We start from the raw sequence: 16,558 nt of genomic DNA on the forward strand, positions 1-16,558 counted from the left end.
ACGTCTTACATTAGATCAAAAGCTGTCGCTCTATAAGCTGTTGTGCCTCAACAATATGCTTGCCGCCGAAAAGATTGGCGCGGTTAAGCAGATAGTAAATCTGGTAAATGGGTTGGCGATCGATAAAGCCTTTATCCAGCGGCCATACGCTCTGGTAACCATCATAAATCTGCGCGGGTAGGGACGGATAGCGTGGCAACATTGCCAAATCGCACTCTCTGTCTCCCCAATAGCAGGCCGGATCGAACAAATACGCCCCGTACTGACTATTCGCACAATTATCCGGCCACAGGTCACCGTGCAAGAGCGACGGCTGTGGCTGATGCCCAGCGAGACGTTCATCGACACGAGCGATCAGTGTTTCAATGTGGCCAAAATGCATCCCTTTTTCCGCCGCTAGCTGCAATTGCCACCCGATTCGCTGTTCGGCAAAAAAGGTCGCCCAGCGTCGCTGCCAGCTGTTTGGCTGTGGCGTTGTCGAGAGGTCATTATCTAAATCCAACCCAAATTGTGGCTGATCGCTCCACTGGTGTAGACGTGCTAATTGTTCGCCCAAACACCAGGCACTGTGGGCATCCAACGGTTTGACCGGAAGATATTGCAGAAGCAGGAAACTGTAATCGCGTGAGCTGCCGACACCATAGACCTTGGGCACGCGAACGGTATTACTGCGGCTCAGTAAGTGAAGCTGATCGGCTTCAGCAGTGAATTTAGCCAGCATTTCACGACTATCGCATTTTACGAAGACGTCATGCTCGCCGTAGCGGACGTACCAGGCTGGGTGTATTTCACCGCCAGGTAATTCGCGGTGTTCCTGAATATCCGCAGTACCGTGATGCTCTTCCAAAAGTCGGCTGATAGCTTGCCACATAAGGTCATCCTCCCGTTGATGTTGCCCGATAACGATGCTGTTCACTGGGGTGATTCGTTTACGGTAACCCATTGAGCGCAATAAAAATGGAATCTATACCTCAAATAATTCGAGTTGCAGGAAGGCGGCAAGAGAAAGCATCCCGATGAGCTTACTCATGTAAGTGATTCGGGCGAGTGAACGCAGCCAACGCGCATGCAGCTTGAAGTATTACAGGTATACAGCACAGTGATACCGATAGGTGGAGATAGCGAGAAACAAGTATAGCCGTAATTAAAAATCACGGAGTTAGGATGATGCTCAATCCGGCAAATAAGGCAGTAAAATAAAGCATTTAATGACGTAACCGACGGCTGTTTTCCGGTTACGTCATGCTAAAAGGCTGAGGAGCGGGGGGATTACAGCGCGTCGGTGGCAGTCTGAGAAGCAGCCTGACGACGCTGCTTAAGCTGGTGGTAAGTCAACGCCAGTGTGAAGAACACCGCCTGAACGATGACGATGCAAGGGCCGGTTGCGCCATCAATATAGAAACTAATCAGGGTGCCAGCAATACAGGAAACGACGGAAACTAACGTGGCGACAAGCACCATGCGTTCGAAACGTTTACAGACCATGAAGGCAATAATACCCGGCGCAATCAGCATCGCGATCACTAAAATAACGCCGACGGCCTGTAAGGATGCGACGATGGTCATCGCCAGCAGGCTCAGCAACCCGTAGTGCAGTAGCTTAACAGGGAGGCCAATGACGCGAGCATGATTGGGATCGAAGCAGTACAGCATGAAATCTCGACGTTTTAACAAGATGATAGCCAGCGTCACTCCGGCGATCAGTAATATTTGCGTCAGTTCTTGCTGAGTGATGCCCAGAACGTTACCAAACAGAATATGGTTCAGATGCTGATCGGTATCGATGCGCGCAAACATAACGAGCCCTAGCGCAAACATGCCGGAAAAGATAATCCCCATTACGGTATCTTCTTTGACCCGACTGTGCTCTTTCACGTATCCCGTCGCTACCGCACAAAAAATACCGGATACGAAAGCCCCTATAACCAACGGGATCCCCAGCAGGAAGGCGACAACGATGCCGGGCAACACGGCATGAGAAATGGCATCGCCCATTAGCGACCAGCCTTTCAGCACCAGATAGCATGACAACACCGCACAAACGGTTCCTGTTACCACAGCGGCGAGTAGCGCACGCTGCATGAACGGGTAGGACAGGGGATCAATTAGCCAGCTAATGAGCGTCATAATGCATCTCCTGATTGATCGCGTAACCGCAGGCGGCGCGATGCGAGTAACCCATGCTTGGGTGCAAAGACAAACGCCAACAGGAAGACGATGGTTTGTAAGGTGACAATCACGCCGCCGGTTGCACCATCAAGGAAGAAGCTCAGATACGCGCCTGCTGCGCTGGTGATAGCGCCGAGCGCAATAGAAATCACAACCAGACGACCAAAGCGGTCAGTGAGCAGGTAAGCCGTCGCACCCGGCGTAATCACCATCGCGATGACTAAAATCGCCCCGACGGTTTGCAGCGCTGCGACAGTGCAAGCACTCAGCAGCGTAAAGAACAAAATTTTCAGTTTCAGCGGGGAAAGACCAATCGAGCGTGCGTGGTTCTCATCAAAGAACACGGCCAGCAGATCCTTCCACAGCAGACAGAGAATCACGAACGTCACGCCGATAATGACTTCAACTTGCAGGACATCTTCGTCGGCGATGCCTAAAATATTGCCAAAAATGATGGACTGCACGTTAACCGATGTCGGATTGAGCGAAATAATCAGCAGGCCGACAGCAAAAAACGTTGAGAAAATAAAGCCGATAATCGCATCTTCGCGTAATCGGGTAATGTGGCGGATGAGAGTCATTGCCAAGGCTGCGAGCATACCGGTAAAAAACGCACCGGCCGCGTAGGGCAGGCCCAATGCATAGGCACCTGCAACGCCGGGGACGACGGAGTGGGAGAGTGCATCGCCCATCAACGACCAGCCTTTCAACATCAGGTAGGCAGAAAGAAAAGCGCACACGCCGCCGACTATTGCGCTGACCCAGATCGCTTTGACCATGTAGTTATAGCTGAATGGCTGCAACAGGATATCGATCATCAGGGCTTTTTCTCCTCCGGTATCACACGTGACGCTGGAGGGTCGCTCTTGGTCGAACCATAGAACACGGCCGGACGTTCATCATCTGTCAACACCGTCACAGAGCGGACATCGTCGTCATCGTGAAGGTGAGCTCCCCCGAGGTTAATGTGCCGTAGAACGCCGCCGAACGTTTTCTCCAAATTGCTTTGGGTAAAGGTACTGTGCGTCGGTCCTGCGGCTAAAACGGTGCGATTGACCAAAATAACGTTATCGCAAAACTCGGGAACGCTGCCGAGGTTATGCGTTGCCACCAGAATCAAATGCCCTTCGTCGCGTAAGGTGCGAAGCAGATCGATGATCGCGTTCTCTGTTTTGACGTCTACACCGGTAAAGGGCTCATCCAGCAGCAAAACACTGCCCTGTTGAGCCAATGCCCGCGCCAGGAAAACGCGCTTTTTCTGCCCACCGGACAGTTCACCGATCTGGCGATGTTGCAGCGATGAAAGTCCGACACGCTCCAACGATTCCGCCACAATCGCACGGTCTTGTTTACTGGGAATACGCAGGAAATTCATTCTTCCATAGCGTCCCATCATGACCACGTCGGAAACCAAAACGGGGAAGTTCCAGTCCACATCCTCTGTTTGTGGAACATAGGCAACCAGATTCTGTTTCAGCGCCTGATAAATTGGTTGCTGATTGAGCAGTACCTGCCCTGAGGTTGGCTTGACCAACCCCATGATGCTTTTGAACAACGTCGATTTTCCGCTGCCGTTTACGCCAACCAAGGCGCAAATCGTTCCGCCAGTCAGAGAAAATGAGGCGTGGCGAATGGCCTGATGCCCGTTGCTGTAAGTAACCGAAACATCATTGACTTCTAATGACTGTACTGCTCGATCACTACTCATTGATTAAATCCTTTAGCGATGGTTTCCACCGTCACTTGTAACAGGTCGATATAGGTCGGCACGGGGCCTTTTTCTGTAGAAAGCGAATCAACATACAGCACGCCGCCATATTTCGCCCCCGTTTCTTTGCTGACCTGTTTTGCTGGCTTATCGGAAATCGTGCTCTCGCTGAATACCACAGGGATAGCTTTTTCACGCACGGTGTCAATTACTCGGCGTACCTGCTGAGGTGAACCCTGCTCATCGGCATTGATTGGCCAGAGGTAAACTTCATTGAACTGATAATCCTTCGCCAAATAGCTGAATGCACCTTCACTGGTGACTAACCAACGCTGCTGCTCTGGGATACGGGCGAGACGTTCACGTAGCGGTGCGTCGAGAGCCTTAATTTTTTCAGCATAGGTTTTTGCGTTACGGTTGTATGTTTCTGCATTAGCCGGATCGGCTTGAACCAGACCTTTGCGGATATTTTCAATATAAATTAATGCATTCGAGGGTGACATCCAGGCATGCGGGTTCGGATTGCCATTATAGGCACCTTCACGGATAGGAAGCGGGGTGATGCCTTCCGTTACCACAACGGCGGGGACATTTTTCACATTCTCGAAAAAGCGCGTAAACCAGCGTTCGAGATTCATACCGTTCCACAGCACCAGTTGTGCCGACTGTGTCTTCACGATATCGCGCGGTGTCGGTTGATAATCGTGAATCTCTGCGCCGGGTTTGGTAATGGACTCAACGGTTGCGGCATCGCCTGCGATGTTTTGTGCGATATCCTGAATGATGGTAAAGGTGGTGATGACTTTAAGTTTTTCAGCCGCCTGAGCGGATGTGTTGGCTAAAAGCAGCAATGCGCACGGCAGCGCAACACGGCGAAACAGAGCGGACAAAGGGAGGTGAAAGCCAATCATGCGGATATCCTTACAAACCGTGAAAGAGTTATATGAGAATAATTATCAATATCATTTAAGTCAAGAGGCAGAAAAAAGCGGGGAGTTAATATTGAAGGGTGTCTCATGACACAAGAAATCACTGTTCGCAGGCCCGCAGCACGCGCTTGCGTAGGTAAGGAACGCATCATGCTCCTTTAGTAACAGAAATGTTGCTTTAATTTAATGAATCGTACTTAAGGTTACAACGAAAGTCTAACGGTAACAGTAGTGAACTGTCTTGCAACTATACATAGCTATACACATGGCGAAATTTACGCCAAAAAGCGAGATAAATCTTCTATAGACTTAAGAAAATTCTGATGCTTGCCGATAAACCATAAAGACTGTGAGAGATGTCTCTATTTTATACAAAAGGATTGTCAGTGATATGAGCACAAAATCAGAACGGCGTTGGAAGTTGGCAAGTTTGGTCTTATTGACTTTTTTGATGGTACTAATAGCACTGCTGGTTCAAGCAAGTTAATTTCCAGCATAATGAAAGGTTAGGCTATAAATAATTTCTATTATGTAATGTATTAATGCAAAAGATATAGATAGCATAAAAATGACAATCGATTTTAAACATTGATATAAGCGTGGTCGATGTCTGGCTCGCTTTTCGCTAGTGGTCAATATCTCTTCATATAAGAACGCTAATTATAGCTTTTTGTTATGATTGCATGGGCGTTTTGGCTCGAATTGCGACAGTCGTCGCGTATTTTTTTACATAATAGAATCTGAAATTCACTTATTGCTTAGCGTCAGAAGGTGCATGTGAATATAGGCAGTCAGACTGTGTTATCGCGTATTAATGAACCAATGATGATGTGAATTTGTGCGGCACATCCACGACTGATAAAAAAGCCCTTGCCATCGTTTACATAGTGTGTAATAACGCTTCTGGGTAAAACGAGGTACAGTTCTGTATATGAATGGCATTTTCAGTAAAGAAGACTTAAGTACAACCTTTAGCGTTGCATGTTGCTTCTCTGCCGATCCTTATCTTAGTGCCTCAAGCAGTAACGACTTTGGTTTGTCTGTATAACGCCTTTTTGGCGGTTTAAACAATTAAAGGAAATATTTGAAATGGCAAAGATTAAAGGTCAGGTTAAGTGGTTCAACGAGTCTAAAGGCTTTGGTTTCATCACTCCTGCTGACGGCAGCAAAGATGTATTCGTACATTTCTCTGCAATTCAAGGCAACGGCTTCAAAACTCTGGCTGAAGGCCAGAACGTAGAATTCGAAATTCAGGATGGCCAGAAAGGTCCTTCCGCAGTAAACGTCACTGCGCTGTAATTTTACAGCTCTGTTGCAAAACCCGCCATGGTGCGGGTTTTTTGTTGTCTGCGTTTTATATGCACTCGTGATACTTTTATCTACACCCGTAATACGATAAAGACGTTTTTAATGAGGAAAATGTGCCGATGAGTTATCAGTGTCCGCTATGCCAGTTACCTCTGGAGCGACACCCGCGGCAATGGACGTGCGGTAAACATAGCTTTGACTGTGCGAAAGAAGGTTACGTCAACCTGTTGCCAGTACAGTTTAAGCGTTCGAAACAACCCGGCGATAGCGCGGAAATGATGCAAGCCCGGCGCAACTTTCTGGAAGCCGGTCATTATCAACCGCTACGCGATGCAGTCTCACAACATATTGATAATATTGTTGTGGATGATGCCGCTGCGTTGCTGGATATCGGCTGTGGGGAAGGGTATTACACCGCAGAGCTTGCACATCGTCTTACATCGCGCAGGGCGATGATGATATATGGGTTAGATGTCTCCAAAGCAGCGATTCAGCGTGCGGCAAAGCGGTATGACAACGTTGAGTTCTGTGTTGCTTCTAGCCAGAGATTGCCTTTTCGCGATCAATCTCTTGATGCTGTGGTAAAGATTTATGCGCCGTGTAATGACGCAGAGTTGCAGCGTACGATTAAGATTGGCGGCTGGGTGGTGACGGTGTCTCCGGGGCCACGACATCTTTATCAACTGAAGTCGGAAGTCTACGATGAGGTGCTGTTGCACCCGAGCAAAGATGAAGTGCTCGCAGGTTTTCAACTGATGGATCGGCAGACGCTCGCGTACCCCATGCAGTTATCTGGACGTGAGGCTGCTGCGCTATTGCAAATGACACCTTTCGCCTGGCGGGCAACACCTGACGTGAGCGAGCGGTTGCAGGCAACCACAGCGTTTAGCTGTGAAACGGATTTTATTATTCGCCTGCATCAGCGTGTTGAGAGCGATGCTGACGCGTGATCGGGAAGAATAAAAACGGGCAGCGCGGTAGCGGGCTGCCCATTGCTTTTATACCCTAAATAATTCGCGTTGCGTGACAAAACGCTAGCGTTTTGAACAACGTCAAAGCGTTGGCCCTCTAGGGCAAGGCTCATTTATGGGCCTTGTAACGCGGCAACTGCGCGAATCCCCAGGAGCTTACATAAGTAAGTGACTGGGGTGAGTAAGGGCTGCCAACGCACAAGCAACGTGAAGTATGACGGGTATATCAGGCGGCGTAGCCGAGATGTTCGTACAGGATATTACAGCCGATACCAATCAGAACCAGCCCACCTATAATTTCTGCTTTTTTACCGAGAATTGGACCGATATAGCGGCCGATCATCATCCCAATCGTAACCATAATCATGGTGGCACAGCCAATAACCATCGCAGTATGGAAGATATTGACCTGAAGAAATGCTAAACCGACGCCAATTGCCATGGCATCCAGGCTAGTGGCGATCGCAGTACAAACTAACAGCGCCAAACTATGATTTTTGACTGGTTCGCAGCGACAGTCTGAGGAACCTTTAAATCCTTCAACGACCATGCGGCCACCGAGAATCAATAACAGCGTAAAGGCAACCCAGTGATCCCATTCGAGAATATATTGGCTGGCAAAAAAACCAAGCGCCCAGCCGATGAGCGGGGTAATGGCTTCGATAACGCCAAAAATGAGACCAGTACGGATCGCATCACGGAAACGAGGGTTATGCAGGACGGCACCTTTACCGATTGACGCGGCGAAGGCATCCATTGACATACCAAATGCTAGGATAAGTGTTGCTGACATATTCATTGTAAAATAGCCTCGGCTGGACGATTAACCATATACACGCAGATCATCCCCAACCCGAATGATGATCTTACGTGTCTATGGTCTCGCCTGCCAATCACGCTTGGCCGCCCGCACCACGTTTTATACCCCAGTAATATGGAGATAGAACGAGTATGTTGATACGAGCATTTCTGAAAAGTTACTAATGAGTATTTACTAATCAGAAATCGGCTACTCCCCAATGACGGCGCAACCTTACCATATTATTTATGATGCAAACAACACTAAAAGTTTTAAGTGTTAACAATGCAATTGATAATTATTTTCATTTGGTTATCGATGACGAGGGATCGTATAAAATAACGACAATGTTATTGGGGTTAAAATACCATCAAAACATGAGGTGTATATCTGAAGCTATTTTAGATAATTTGAAAGGGAAATTTACCTCATTGATTTTCAATCATAAATTTATATATTTTTTCTAAATCATCGAGCTGAGTAACCTGTATCAATAAACGGCGTTTCTCAAGATCGATAACTAATACGCCATCTTCAGATAAATTCATATTTTTAATTCTGGTATAAGGAATGAATATATTTGCATAAAAGAAACCGGTCGATTTAAAAAGTAGTTTAGGGCGGCGAATATAGGCCAGATAGCATGCTATGAAGGCTAGAGAAATCAAAAGATAGGTCGTGATAATGGCGCCATTACTCATCACATTCTGATAAATAAGAATACCCACTAAACCAATGAAAATCAGCGTGTCGAGACGGTTCATCCGCTTTAGAGGGACGAGGAGTTTTGTTTTCCCGTTGAGTTTATCCATGATGAATTCGTCATAGATGGCATACGTCAGTGCTAAGGCAATCAGTACCACTAGTGCGATATCCGTTATCGTCATCCGTATTACCTTTGTCGGTTTGTATCAGTGAATAAAAAAACAGCCGGACGCATTGACGCCCGGCTGTTGGATTCTACACGCCTAGCAGGCCGATCCAGTATCCGAAGATACCAATGGCGAAGAAGCCCATAATCAGCCACAGCGCGTTCACCTTGCGCCGTAACAGCCACATACAGCCGAACGTCAGCAGTAGAGGCACGAGCCCCGGCATGAGCTGGTCAAGAATGGATTGAACCGTGGTTACCGTGGTTTCCCCGTTCTGGTTCGTCACTGTCGACACCACCATCGGTATATTGACGTGGGTCCATTTATTGACCAATGCCCCCATGACAAACAAGCCGAGGATTGACGCCGCTTCGGTCATTTTTTGCAGGAAGCCGCCGCCCATATCACTGACGATATCGATCCCTTTGCGGTAACCGTAGGCGACGCCATAGTAACGTACCAACAGACGAACCAGGTTAAACAGGACAAAGAAGAGAACCGGCCCCAGCAGACTGCCGCTCATGGCAATCCCCGCGCCTAGCGCAGCGAATACCGGACGTGCGGTGCCCCAGAATATCGGGTCGCCGACGCCAGCCAGTGGCCCCATCAACCCGACCTTCAGACCGTTTATCGCTGCGTCATCAATGGGCGCGCCGTTAGCACGTTGTTCTTCCATTGCCATGGTTACGCCGAGTACTGGAGCGGCAACAAAAGGCTGCGTGTTGAAGAACTCCAGGTGACGCTTGATCGCTTGTTTACGCTCTTCCGAATTTTCAGGATAAAGACGGCGAATCACTGGCACCATGGAAAAACAGAAACCGAGTGCCTGCATACGTTCAAAGTTCCAGGAACCTTGAAATAGGTTGGAACGGATAAACACCGCGCGGATGTCGCTGTCAGTGAGTTTTTTGACATTCTTATTTTCGATCATTTTTCTCACTCCTGTTAATCCAGTTCGTTATCAAGACCATTATTGCCTGATGTAACAGACTGGCCTTGAACCTTGTTATATTTCGGGCTGAGTTGGATATACAGCACCGCCATCACAATACCGATTACGCCCAGAGCGACCAGATTGAACTCAGTGAACGCGGCGGTAACGAAGCCAAGATAGAAGAACGGCATCAGGTAGCCCGCACGCATCATGTTGATGACCATCGCGTAACCGACGACAACAATCATCCCACCTGCGATATTCAAGCCGTTGGTGACAACCTCTGGGATGGAGTTCAGCAGGGCGTGAACAGCGTCAGTACCCACAGAAACTGCGACAATAACGGCAGGAATCGCGATACGCATCGCCTGAAGTAGCAGGGCGGAAACGTGAATCCAACTGATAGCCGTCAGGTTACCTCGCTCTGCCGCACTGTCTGCCGCATGTTGGAACGCGACGGTGATGGTACGAACAATAATGGTTAATACTTGCCCAGCGGCAGCGAGTGGAATCGCCAGAGCAATCCCGGCGCCAATCCCCTGACCACCGGCAATAACCAGAATGGTTGAGATAATGGAAGCCAGCGCCGCATCGGGTGCGACTGCCGCACCGATGTTCATCCAGCCTAATGCGATCATTTCCAGCGTACCGCCAATGATGATCCCGGTTTTTAAATCACCTAATACTGCGCCAATCAGCGTACAAGCAACGAGTGGACGGTGGAACTGGAATTCATCGAGAATCGAACCCATCCCCGAAACACACGCGACGATAAATATCAGCACAATTTGAAGTGTGGTAATCTCCATCGTACTTCTCCTATAAAATGCGTCTGAGTAAAAATAAATCGCCATCCCCATTGATTTTCTATGTCGACATAAAGCTTTTCAATATCGACATAAATGCATATTTTGAAAATCTCCAGGTCTATAAAACTATTATTGATGGTGATGTTAACGTTAATAACCTTCGTATCGAGACAGGCATCAACGCGGCATTTTGTTAATCAAGTCCATCATTTTAATCCGGGAATCGGTTGATACCTTCCGAACCTCCAATTCAATACCGCGTTTATCTAATTCACGGAATGCCACAATATCCTTCTCATCGATAGAAACGGCATTATTTACCTGAGTTTTCCCCTGTTTGAACGCCATGCCGCCAATATTGACCGAGGTGATTTTTACGCCATTTTCGATCAGCGTTAATACATCCGTCGGATTGGTGAACAGTAACATCACACGATCGGTGGCATATTTCGGGTTGTCATAAACACGAACGGCTTTTGCTACATCCACCACGTGCGCGGTAACGCCCGGTGGCGCAACCTGAGTCAGCAACGTTTTACGCACGTGATCGGCAGCGACTTCATCGCTGATAACAATAATGCGCGAAACATTGGTTTCTTTCGTCCAACGGGTGGCGACCTGACCATGAATCAGACGGTCGTCGATGCGTGCCAACCCAATCTTCATATGTTCGCCGGGACCTGCCGGTGTGGGTACAGCGTTGGCTTTGGGGGGCGGTGGAGGAGAAAGATGGGGGACTTTGGGTTTTTCCTGATGCTTCAGCGCCTTGACGCCATCTCTGCCAGCCTCCAGTGCAATAGAAACCAGATCGGAGAAGGACGGATTATCATCCCGAGCCATAAAGGTTTCCGCCAGCATGGGGATATTCACGCCGGCGATAACATCATGGTTTTCTTTATCCGTGACGAGGCGACTGGCGGCGTTAAACGGGCTGCCGCCCCATGTATCAACGAGAAACAGCACGCCTTGCGATGTGTCTAAGTGCGTGAGTTTTTCCTGATATTTTTCTATCAATGTTTCGGCGTTTTCTCCGGGAACGAAATCAATCCAGGCGACATTACTTTGTTCACCAAGAATCATTTCTGCTGTCTTTAACAGCGGTCCCGCAGTGGCGCCGTGAGTGCATAACATGATTGCAATACTCACTTGCTACCTCCTCACGTTCACGATCAAAAAGAGTCAATGTGTCAGGAAACAGAGTTAACGTTCCGGTAGTGAAAACGTTAACCGTCGCGGTATTAGTATGGCTGCAAGAAAAAATTTTACCGTGGATTCATGACATTCACTGTATTCCTCCAGGTTGTCAGGCGAGAAATCGTGACTGACGGATTTATTTTACTTATCGAAAAAATAAATAGTGTGATGATGCTCTAATGCTGACCAGTTAAGCAGGGGACTAAAATGGCGCGGAATAGGAAAATTTGAACGTGTTATCAATGCGAAGCGGGTCTACGAAATTCTTTGTGAAAAATGGTAACAACCTGTTAGAGTAAACATCCCATTAATTGCTTAGGAGCACCGGGCATCAGCCCTTCCCATGGACTGTCACCGACAAACTGTTCTCTGTTTCCCCGCTAATGCTGGCGGTTTTCTGTACTCAGCTGGTCACTCAGACCACATTCAGAATCTCTCTGATTCACACCAACTCTTTTTATTACCATTCAATGCGGCTCATGCATTGATGTCATCTGCTCGTTCATTTTCTGGAGTCTGACATGGAATTTTTGCTAGATCCTTCAATCTGGGCAGGCCTATTGACGCTGGTGGTACTTGAAATTGTTCTGGGTATCGACAATTTGGTGTTTATCGCCATTTTGGCGGATAAATTACCCCCCAAGCAGCGAGATAAAGCCCGCATTATCGGTTTAAGCCTGGCGTTGTTCATGCGTCTGGGCCTGTTGTCTTTGATTTCCTGGATGGTCACACTGACGCGTCCATTGTTTAGCGTTGGCGATTTCAGCTTCTCGGGTCGTGACCTGATTCTGCTGTTCGGTGGGGTATTCCTACTATTTAAAGCCACAGTGGAATTGCATGAACGGCTAGAGAATAAAACGCACGATGGCAACGGTAATCGCGCGCATGCCAGCTTCTGGGCCGTGGTTGCGCAGATCGTCGTGCTGGATGCGGTGTTCTCACTGGATGCCGTCATTACCGCGGTGGGGATGGTGGATCACCTGGGCGTCATGATGACGGCGGTGATCATTGCAATGGGCGTCATGCTGATTGCTTCTAAACCACTGACCAACTTCGTCAACGAGCACCCAACGGTGGTTGTCCTGTGTCTCAGCTTCTTGCTGATGATTGGTCTGAGCCTGATGGCGGAAGGTTTTGGCTTCCATATTCCGAAAGGCTACCTGTATGCAGCGATTGGTTTCTCTATCCTGATCGAACTGTTTAACCAAATTGCCCGTCATAACTTTATGAAGCATCAGTCGCACCGTCCTTTGCGTGAACGTACCGCAGAGGCCATTCTGCGCCTGATGGGCTCACGGAAAAACATGGACGATGTGGATGCGGATGAACCGCAGAAGAAGCTCACGACAGAAGAATTTGCTGAGGAAGAGCGCAATATGATCAGCGGTGTGCTGACATTAGCCTCGCGTTCGCTGCGTAGCGTGATGACGCCGCGTACTGAAATTTCCTGGGTAGATAGTGGCAGTTCTGTCGAACAGATCCGGATGCAATTGCTGGACACGCCTCACAGCCTGTTCCCAATATGTCGCGGCTCTCTGGATGAAATTATCGGTGTCGTCCGTGCTAAAGATCTGCTGGTGGCGCTGGAAACTCAGACCGATGTGGAAAGCTTTGCCGCTGCTAATCCGCCAATTGTGGTGCCGGAAACGCTGGATGTGATAAACCTGCTGCCTGTTCTGCGCCGTGCGAAAGGTAGTCTGGTTATCATCGCCAACGAGTTTGGTGTGGTGCAAGGGTTGGTAACGCCGTTGGACGTACTAGAAGCGATTGCGGGTGAATTCCCGGATGAAGACGAAACGTTGGATATCATCCCAGACGGCGAAGGCTGGTTGGTGAAAGGCGGAACGGACCTCCACGCTTTACAACAGGTAGTGGATAGCAGCGTTCTGGTTGATCCGAAGGAAGAGTATGCTTCACTAGCGGGGATGCTGCTGGCACATAGCGATGAGTTCCCGAAAGTCGGTGCCATCATTGAGTTGTACAACCTGCGCTTCCATATCATTGAGGTTTCCGAATACCGTATTGAACTGGTGCGTGTAGAACGTATCGTCGATCGGGAAGAGGATGAAGACGCGTAATTAGCGCTTTGCGGGGCGATTGTAGAATAAAGCTCCGCCAATGATTTGGTGTAATGCCAGTCGGTTGAGTGTATTGGTACGTTTCTGCGAGTCATAAACAATCTGGAATCAGGTCTCTGATTCCAGATGAACGGCGTGATGATTACACCCTGTGAGCGGTGCGCTGACAGGGTGTTTACTCGATTGGTTCGGATGTCTATTACTTCACCACTTTGAACGGGTCTGGAACGGTATGTTGGTTAGCATTGTTCCAATAGTTCTGTAATACCCAGCCATATTCTGGCAATCCATTGATAAATGGTGGAAGCATCGAGTCAGCGGTTGGGTTTTTCCAGTCTGCCTGCAGCTCTGCACCAAGTGCAAACACGCTTTCAAGTTCAGCGCCTGCCGCAGTCATTCTCTGCATCGCGGCATCTGCTTCGTATTTGCTCCATGCGCCAGATGCATCAACAACGGGATACACTTGGTACCCATCATTTATCATTGCCAACGTCGGTAAGGTTACACACGTTCCCAATGTGACACCGGAAATGATAATGTGTCGACGCCCAGTTTTAGCCACTAAATCTTCTAAAGCTTTACGGAACGTCGGATCTTCATAAGCATTGATAATACCCGTACGACGGTAAATCGGCTGATCTTTGAATATTTCTTTCAATTCCGGCAGCGTATCGCCATTTTGCCATTGCGCATTGGAACTTGTAATTAATACGGGAATATTCAATGCCTTCGCCATCTGCGCTAAGGCAATAACATTGTTTTTATAGCCTGATGCCTGTTGAAAATCTCGAACGCTAGCCATCAACCCCACTTGGTGATCGACAAATAACATAATGCTATTTTCAGGCATCGGTTTATCATAAGCCACGCGACCCGATTTACGTGCGTCTGAAGGGCTTGTTTTATATGGCAAAACTTTGTCCGTAATAGGGCTAACAATATCGGTTGATTTCTGTTCCGCAAAAGAAAATGAAGAAACGCAAAGTATTGTTAAAGCGAGAGAGAGTTGAGTCAATTTTGTACGTGGCATAGTTATCCTGAGAAAATAATAAACAGTGATTTAAATACGACTAATCCAAGTCGGCGCAATTTGAGTGCCTTTATTTGCACCGTACCCAAAATAAATATTGAGTCCGCCAAGCGGCTCCAGATAACGTGAGTTTTTTAGGCCACCCGAATATATTGGAGAGAACCCTATACTTTCGATTAATTCGCGGACAGATTCTTTGGCGGATTCGCTATCTGTGGCATAAAAAGCAGGGACAGTGGCATTCTGGGCAAAATTTGCCCCCTCTGACAAAACTTGAGCAAAAATGGTGTTAAATGCTTTAACAACAATAGCCTCCGGAACCATTTTTGCGATTTCTTCTCCTGCCGAGGTGTTATGCCCAAGGGTTAGTCCCATGTAATCGGCTGTGAGTGGGTTGGTTATATCAACAATCACTTTCCCTTTTAGATCGCCAAGCGAGCGTAATGCGGAGTGCGCATCGTTGTAACCTACCGCTAAAATCGCTATGTCTGAATCCTGCAACGCGTCACCAGACTCGACTGCCACAGCCCCCGGGTATTGAGCTGCAAGCGCTCTGGCTTTTGTGAGATCGCGCGCGGTTACACGGACTTCATGCCCAGCCAAGGTAAGTTGCTTGACGAACCCCTGTCCCATATTTCCAGTACCTATAACGGCAATTCTCATTGTGTAATCCTCGTGTAATAAAAGTATCCACGACACTTTATTAGTAATGTTGATAATGATAAATAAGGGATAAATAGATATATTCTCTCTCTGGAGGAGACTATGGATAAATTGCAAGCGATGACGACCTTTGTTGCGGTAGTTAAGGCTGGAAGTTTTGTCAAAGCGGTAGAAAGTACGGGGTTTTCTAAACCGGCAGTATCACGCCAGGTTATTGAACTTGAGAAGTTTTTGGGAGTGAGATTACTTCACCGTACCACCCGGCGTATTTCTTTGACGAGTGAGGGGCAGATTTATTATCAACGCTGTAAAGAGGTGTTATCGGTTATCGAGGAGGCCGAAAACCAAGTTTGCGCACGAGCCAATCAAGCACATGGGCGTTTGCGAATCGGTGTACCGCAGGATTTCGGTGTACTTCAATTGGCTCCGCTATGGGGACAGTTTATGGATAGAAATCCGAAAGTTGAGCTCGATATTGTTCTTTCTGATCGTAACGTCGATCCAGTGGAAGAAGGCTACGATTTAGTGGTTCGCATCGGCAATTTACCTGATTCAACGCTGGTATCCTCTCTGTTGGCAACAACGCGTCTGGTATTGTGCGCCTCACCCGAATACCTTCGCTTACGGGGGACACCAACACACCCGACAGACTTAGATGAACATGTAGTCATTGCTTATAGTTATAACGCCAGTGGCAACGAATGGTTATTCTGCAAGGAAAAAAGAGAACAGATAAAAGTTAGCACCCATCCGCGTCTCAATGTTAATAGCGGCGCAACATGCCGACTTCTCGCTATCGAAAGCCAGGGGATAATCTTGCAACCAGATTTTCTGGTACACAGTGATATTATAAAAGGGAAATTAGTCGAAATTATCCCGGAATGGCAAGCGCAAACACTGGAAATACATGCCCTTTACCCTACACGTGTCCTATTGCCCCTCAAAGTGCAACTTTTACGTGATTTTTTATCGGACTCTTTACGTCCCAAGCCATGGCTATCGCCCGCTTATGACCCGTGGGAAAAATTGTTAACAGGAAACTGAATGTTCAATCATTGAATATCTGCCTATTACGACAAATAGCGCTTAGCGCT

17 protein-coding genes are annotated in these 16,558 nt (G+C 48.0%); 5 read left to right on the top strand and 12 right to left on the bottom strand.

Annotated features, from left to right (window positions below; translation table 11 throughout):
• Positions 1–10: 10 nt before the first annotated feature.
• From A0G03_RS00785 to A0G03_RS00805, 5 genes are all read right to left on the bottom strand, one after another.
• Positions 11–871: a fructosamine kinase family protein gene (locus A0G03_RS00785; protein ID WP_048260310.1), complete on the bottom strand. Its 861-nt coding sequence runs from the start codon at positions 869–871 to the stop codon at positions 11–13.
• A 398-nt stretch (positions 872–1,269) separates the two neighbouring features.
• Positions 1,270–2,127 carry a metal ABC transporter permease gene (locus A0G03_RS00790; protein WP_048260308.1) on the bottom strand — a complete coding sequence of 286 codons (858 nt, stop codon included), beginning with the start codon at positions 2,125–2,127 and terminating at the stop codon, positions 1,270–1,272.
• The gene (locus tag A0G03_RS00795; protein WP_048260306.1) at positions 2,124–2,987 is read right to left on the bottom strand and encodes a metal ABC transporter permease; all 864 of its coding nucleotides are present in this window, start codon (positions 2,985–2,987) and stop codon (positions 2,124–2,126) included. The genes A0G03_RS00790 and A0G03_RS00795 overlap by 4 nt, the downstream gene beginning before the upstream one ends.
• Entirely contained in the window at positions 2,987–3,877 is an 891-nt protein-coding gene (locus A0G03_RS00800; RefSeq protein ID WP_048260304.1) for a manganese/iron ABC transporter ATP-binding protein, read from the bottom strand. Before A0G03_RS00800 ends, A0G03_RS00795 begins: the two co-directional genes overlap by 1 nt.
• A complete protein-coding gene (locus A0G03_RS00805) occupies positions 3,874–4,788 on the bottom strand; it encodes a metal ABC transporter substrate-binding protein (protein ID WP_048260302.1) in 915 nt (304 codons plus the stop codon). The genes A0G03_RS00800 and A0G03_RS00805 overlap by 4 nt, the downstream gene beginning before the upstream one ends.
• 949 nt (positions 4,789–5,737) lie before the next feature.
• On the opposite strand from A0G03_RS00805, the gene A0G03_RS00810 reads away from it, so the two are divergent.
• The 3 genes from A0G03_RS00810 to rlmA all read left to right on the top strand — a co-directional run bounded on the left by A0G03_RS00810 (position 5,738) and on the right by rlmA (position 7,064).
• Positions 5,738–5,854 carry a DUF2627 domain-containing protein gene (locus A0G03_RS00810; protein ID WP_085996916.1) on the top strand — a complete coding sequence of 39 codons (117 nt, stop codon included), beginning with the start codon at positions 5,738–5,740 and terminating at the stop codon, positions 5,852–5,854.
• A gap of 41 nt (positions 5,855–5,895) precedes the next feature.
• Positions 5,896–6,105 carry a transcription antiterminator/RNA stability regulator CspE gene (gene cspE, locus A0G03_RS00815; RefSeq protein ID WP_005968829.1) on the top strand — a complete coding sequence of 70 codons (210 nt, stop codon included), beginning with the start codon at positions 5,896–5,898 and terminating at the stop codon, positions 6,103–6,105.
• A 128-nt stretch (positions 6,106–6,233) separates the two neighbouring features.
• Positions 6,234–7,064, top strand: coding sequence for a 23S rRNA (guanine(745)-N(1))-methyltransferase (rlmA, locus tag A0G03_RS00820; protein ID WP_048260300.1), 831 nt, complete (start codon positions 6,234–6,236; stop codon positions 7,062–7,064).
• Positions 7,065–7,311: 247 nt separating this feature from the next.
• Here the strand turns inward: rlmA and mntP are convergent, their stop codons facing one another.
• The 5 genes from mntP to manX form a co-directional block, all read right to left on the bottom strand.
• Positions 7,312–7,884, bottom strand: coding sequence for a manganese efflux pump MntP (mntP, locus tag A0G03_RS00825; protein WP_048260298.1), 573 nt, complete (start codon positions 7,882–7,884; stop codon positions 7,312–7,314).
• A gap of 428 nt (positions 7,885–8,312) precedes the next feature.
• Complete coding sequence (locus A0G03_RS00830; RefSeq protein WP_048260296.1) at positions 8,313–8,771, bottom strand: DUF986 family protein; 459 nt, start codon at positions 8,769–8,771, stop codon at positions 8,313–8,315.
• 73 nt (positions 8,772–8,844) lie between these two features.
• A complete protein-coding gene (locus A0G03_RS00835) occupies positions 8,845–9,687 on the bottom strand; it encodes a PTS mannose transporter subunit IID (RefSeq protein ID WP_048260294.1) in 843 nt (280 codons plus the stop codon).
• A 14-nt stretch (positions 9,688–9,701) separates the two neighbouring features.
• Positions 9,702–10,499, bottom strand: coding sequence for a PTS mannose/fructose/sorbose transporter subunit IIC (locus tag A0G03_RS00840; RefSeq protein ID WP_048260292.1), 798 nt, complete (start codon positions 10,497–10,499; stop codon positions 9,702–9,704).
• Positions 10,500–10,676: 177 nt separating this feature from the next.
• Positions 10,677–11,645, bottom strand: coding sequence for a PTS mannose transporter subunit IIAB (manX, locus tag A0G03_RS00845; RefSeq protein WP_048260290.1), 969 nt, complete (start codon positions 11,643–11,645; stop codon positions 10,677–10,679).
• A gap of 569 nt (positions 11,646–12,214) precedes the next feature.
• On the opposite strand from manX, the gene A0G03_RS00850 reads away from it, so the two are divergent.
• On the top strand, positions 12,215–13,771 hold the full coding sequence (locus tag A0G03_RS00850; RefSeq protein WP_048260288.1) for a TerC family protein: 1,557 nt from the start codon (positions 12,215–12,217) through the stop codon (positions 13,769–13,771).
• Positions 13,772–13,970: 199 nt separating this feature from the next.
• On the opposite strand, the gene A0G03_RS00855 is transcribed toward A0G03_RS00850, so the two are convergent.
• Together A0G03_RS00855 and A0G03_RS00860 are read right to left on the bottom strand one after the other, a co-directional pair.
• Positions 13,971–14,801: an isochorismatase family protein gene (locus A0G03_RS00855; protein WP_223250519.1), complete on the bottom strand. Its 831-nt coding sequence runs from the start codon at positions 14,799–14,801 to the stop codon at positions 13,971–13,973.
• Positions 14,802–14,831: 30 nt separating this feature from the next.
• A complete protein-coding gene (locus tag A0G03_RS00860; protein ID WP_048260286.1) occupies positions 14,832–15,464 on the bottom strand; it encodes an NADPH-dependent F420 reductase in 633 nt (210 codons plus the stop codon).
• A 102-nt stretch (positions 15,465–15,566) separates the two neighbouring features.
• Here A0G03_RS00860 and A0G03_RS00865 point away from each other — a divergent pair, with 102 nt between their 5' ends.
• Positions 15,567–16,508 carry a LysR family transcriptional regulator gene (locus tag A0G03_RS00865; RefSeq protein ID WP_048260284.1) on the top strand — a complete coding sequence of 314 codons (942 nt, stop codon included), beginning with the start codon at positions 15,567–15,569 and terminating at the stop codon, positions 16,506–16,508.
• Positions 16,509–16,558 lie beyond the last annotated feature (50 nt).

This window comes from Pectobacterium peruviense, from assembly GCF_002847345.1.
Classification (GTDB): domain Bacteria; phylum Pseudomonadota; class Gammaproteobacteria; order Enterobacterales; family Enterobacteriaceae; genus Pectobacterium; species Pectobacterium peruviense.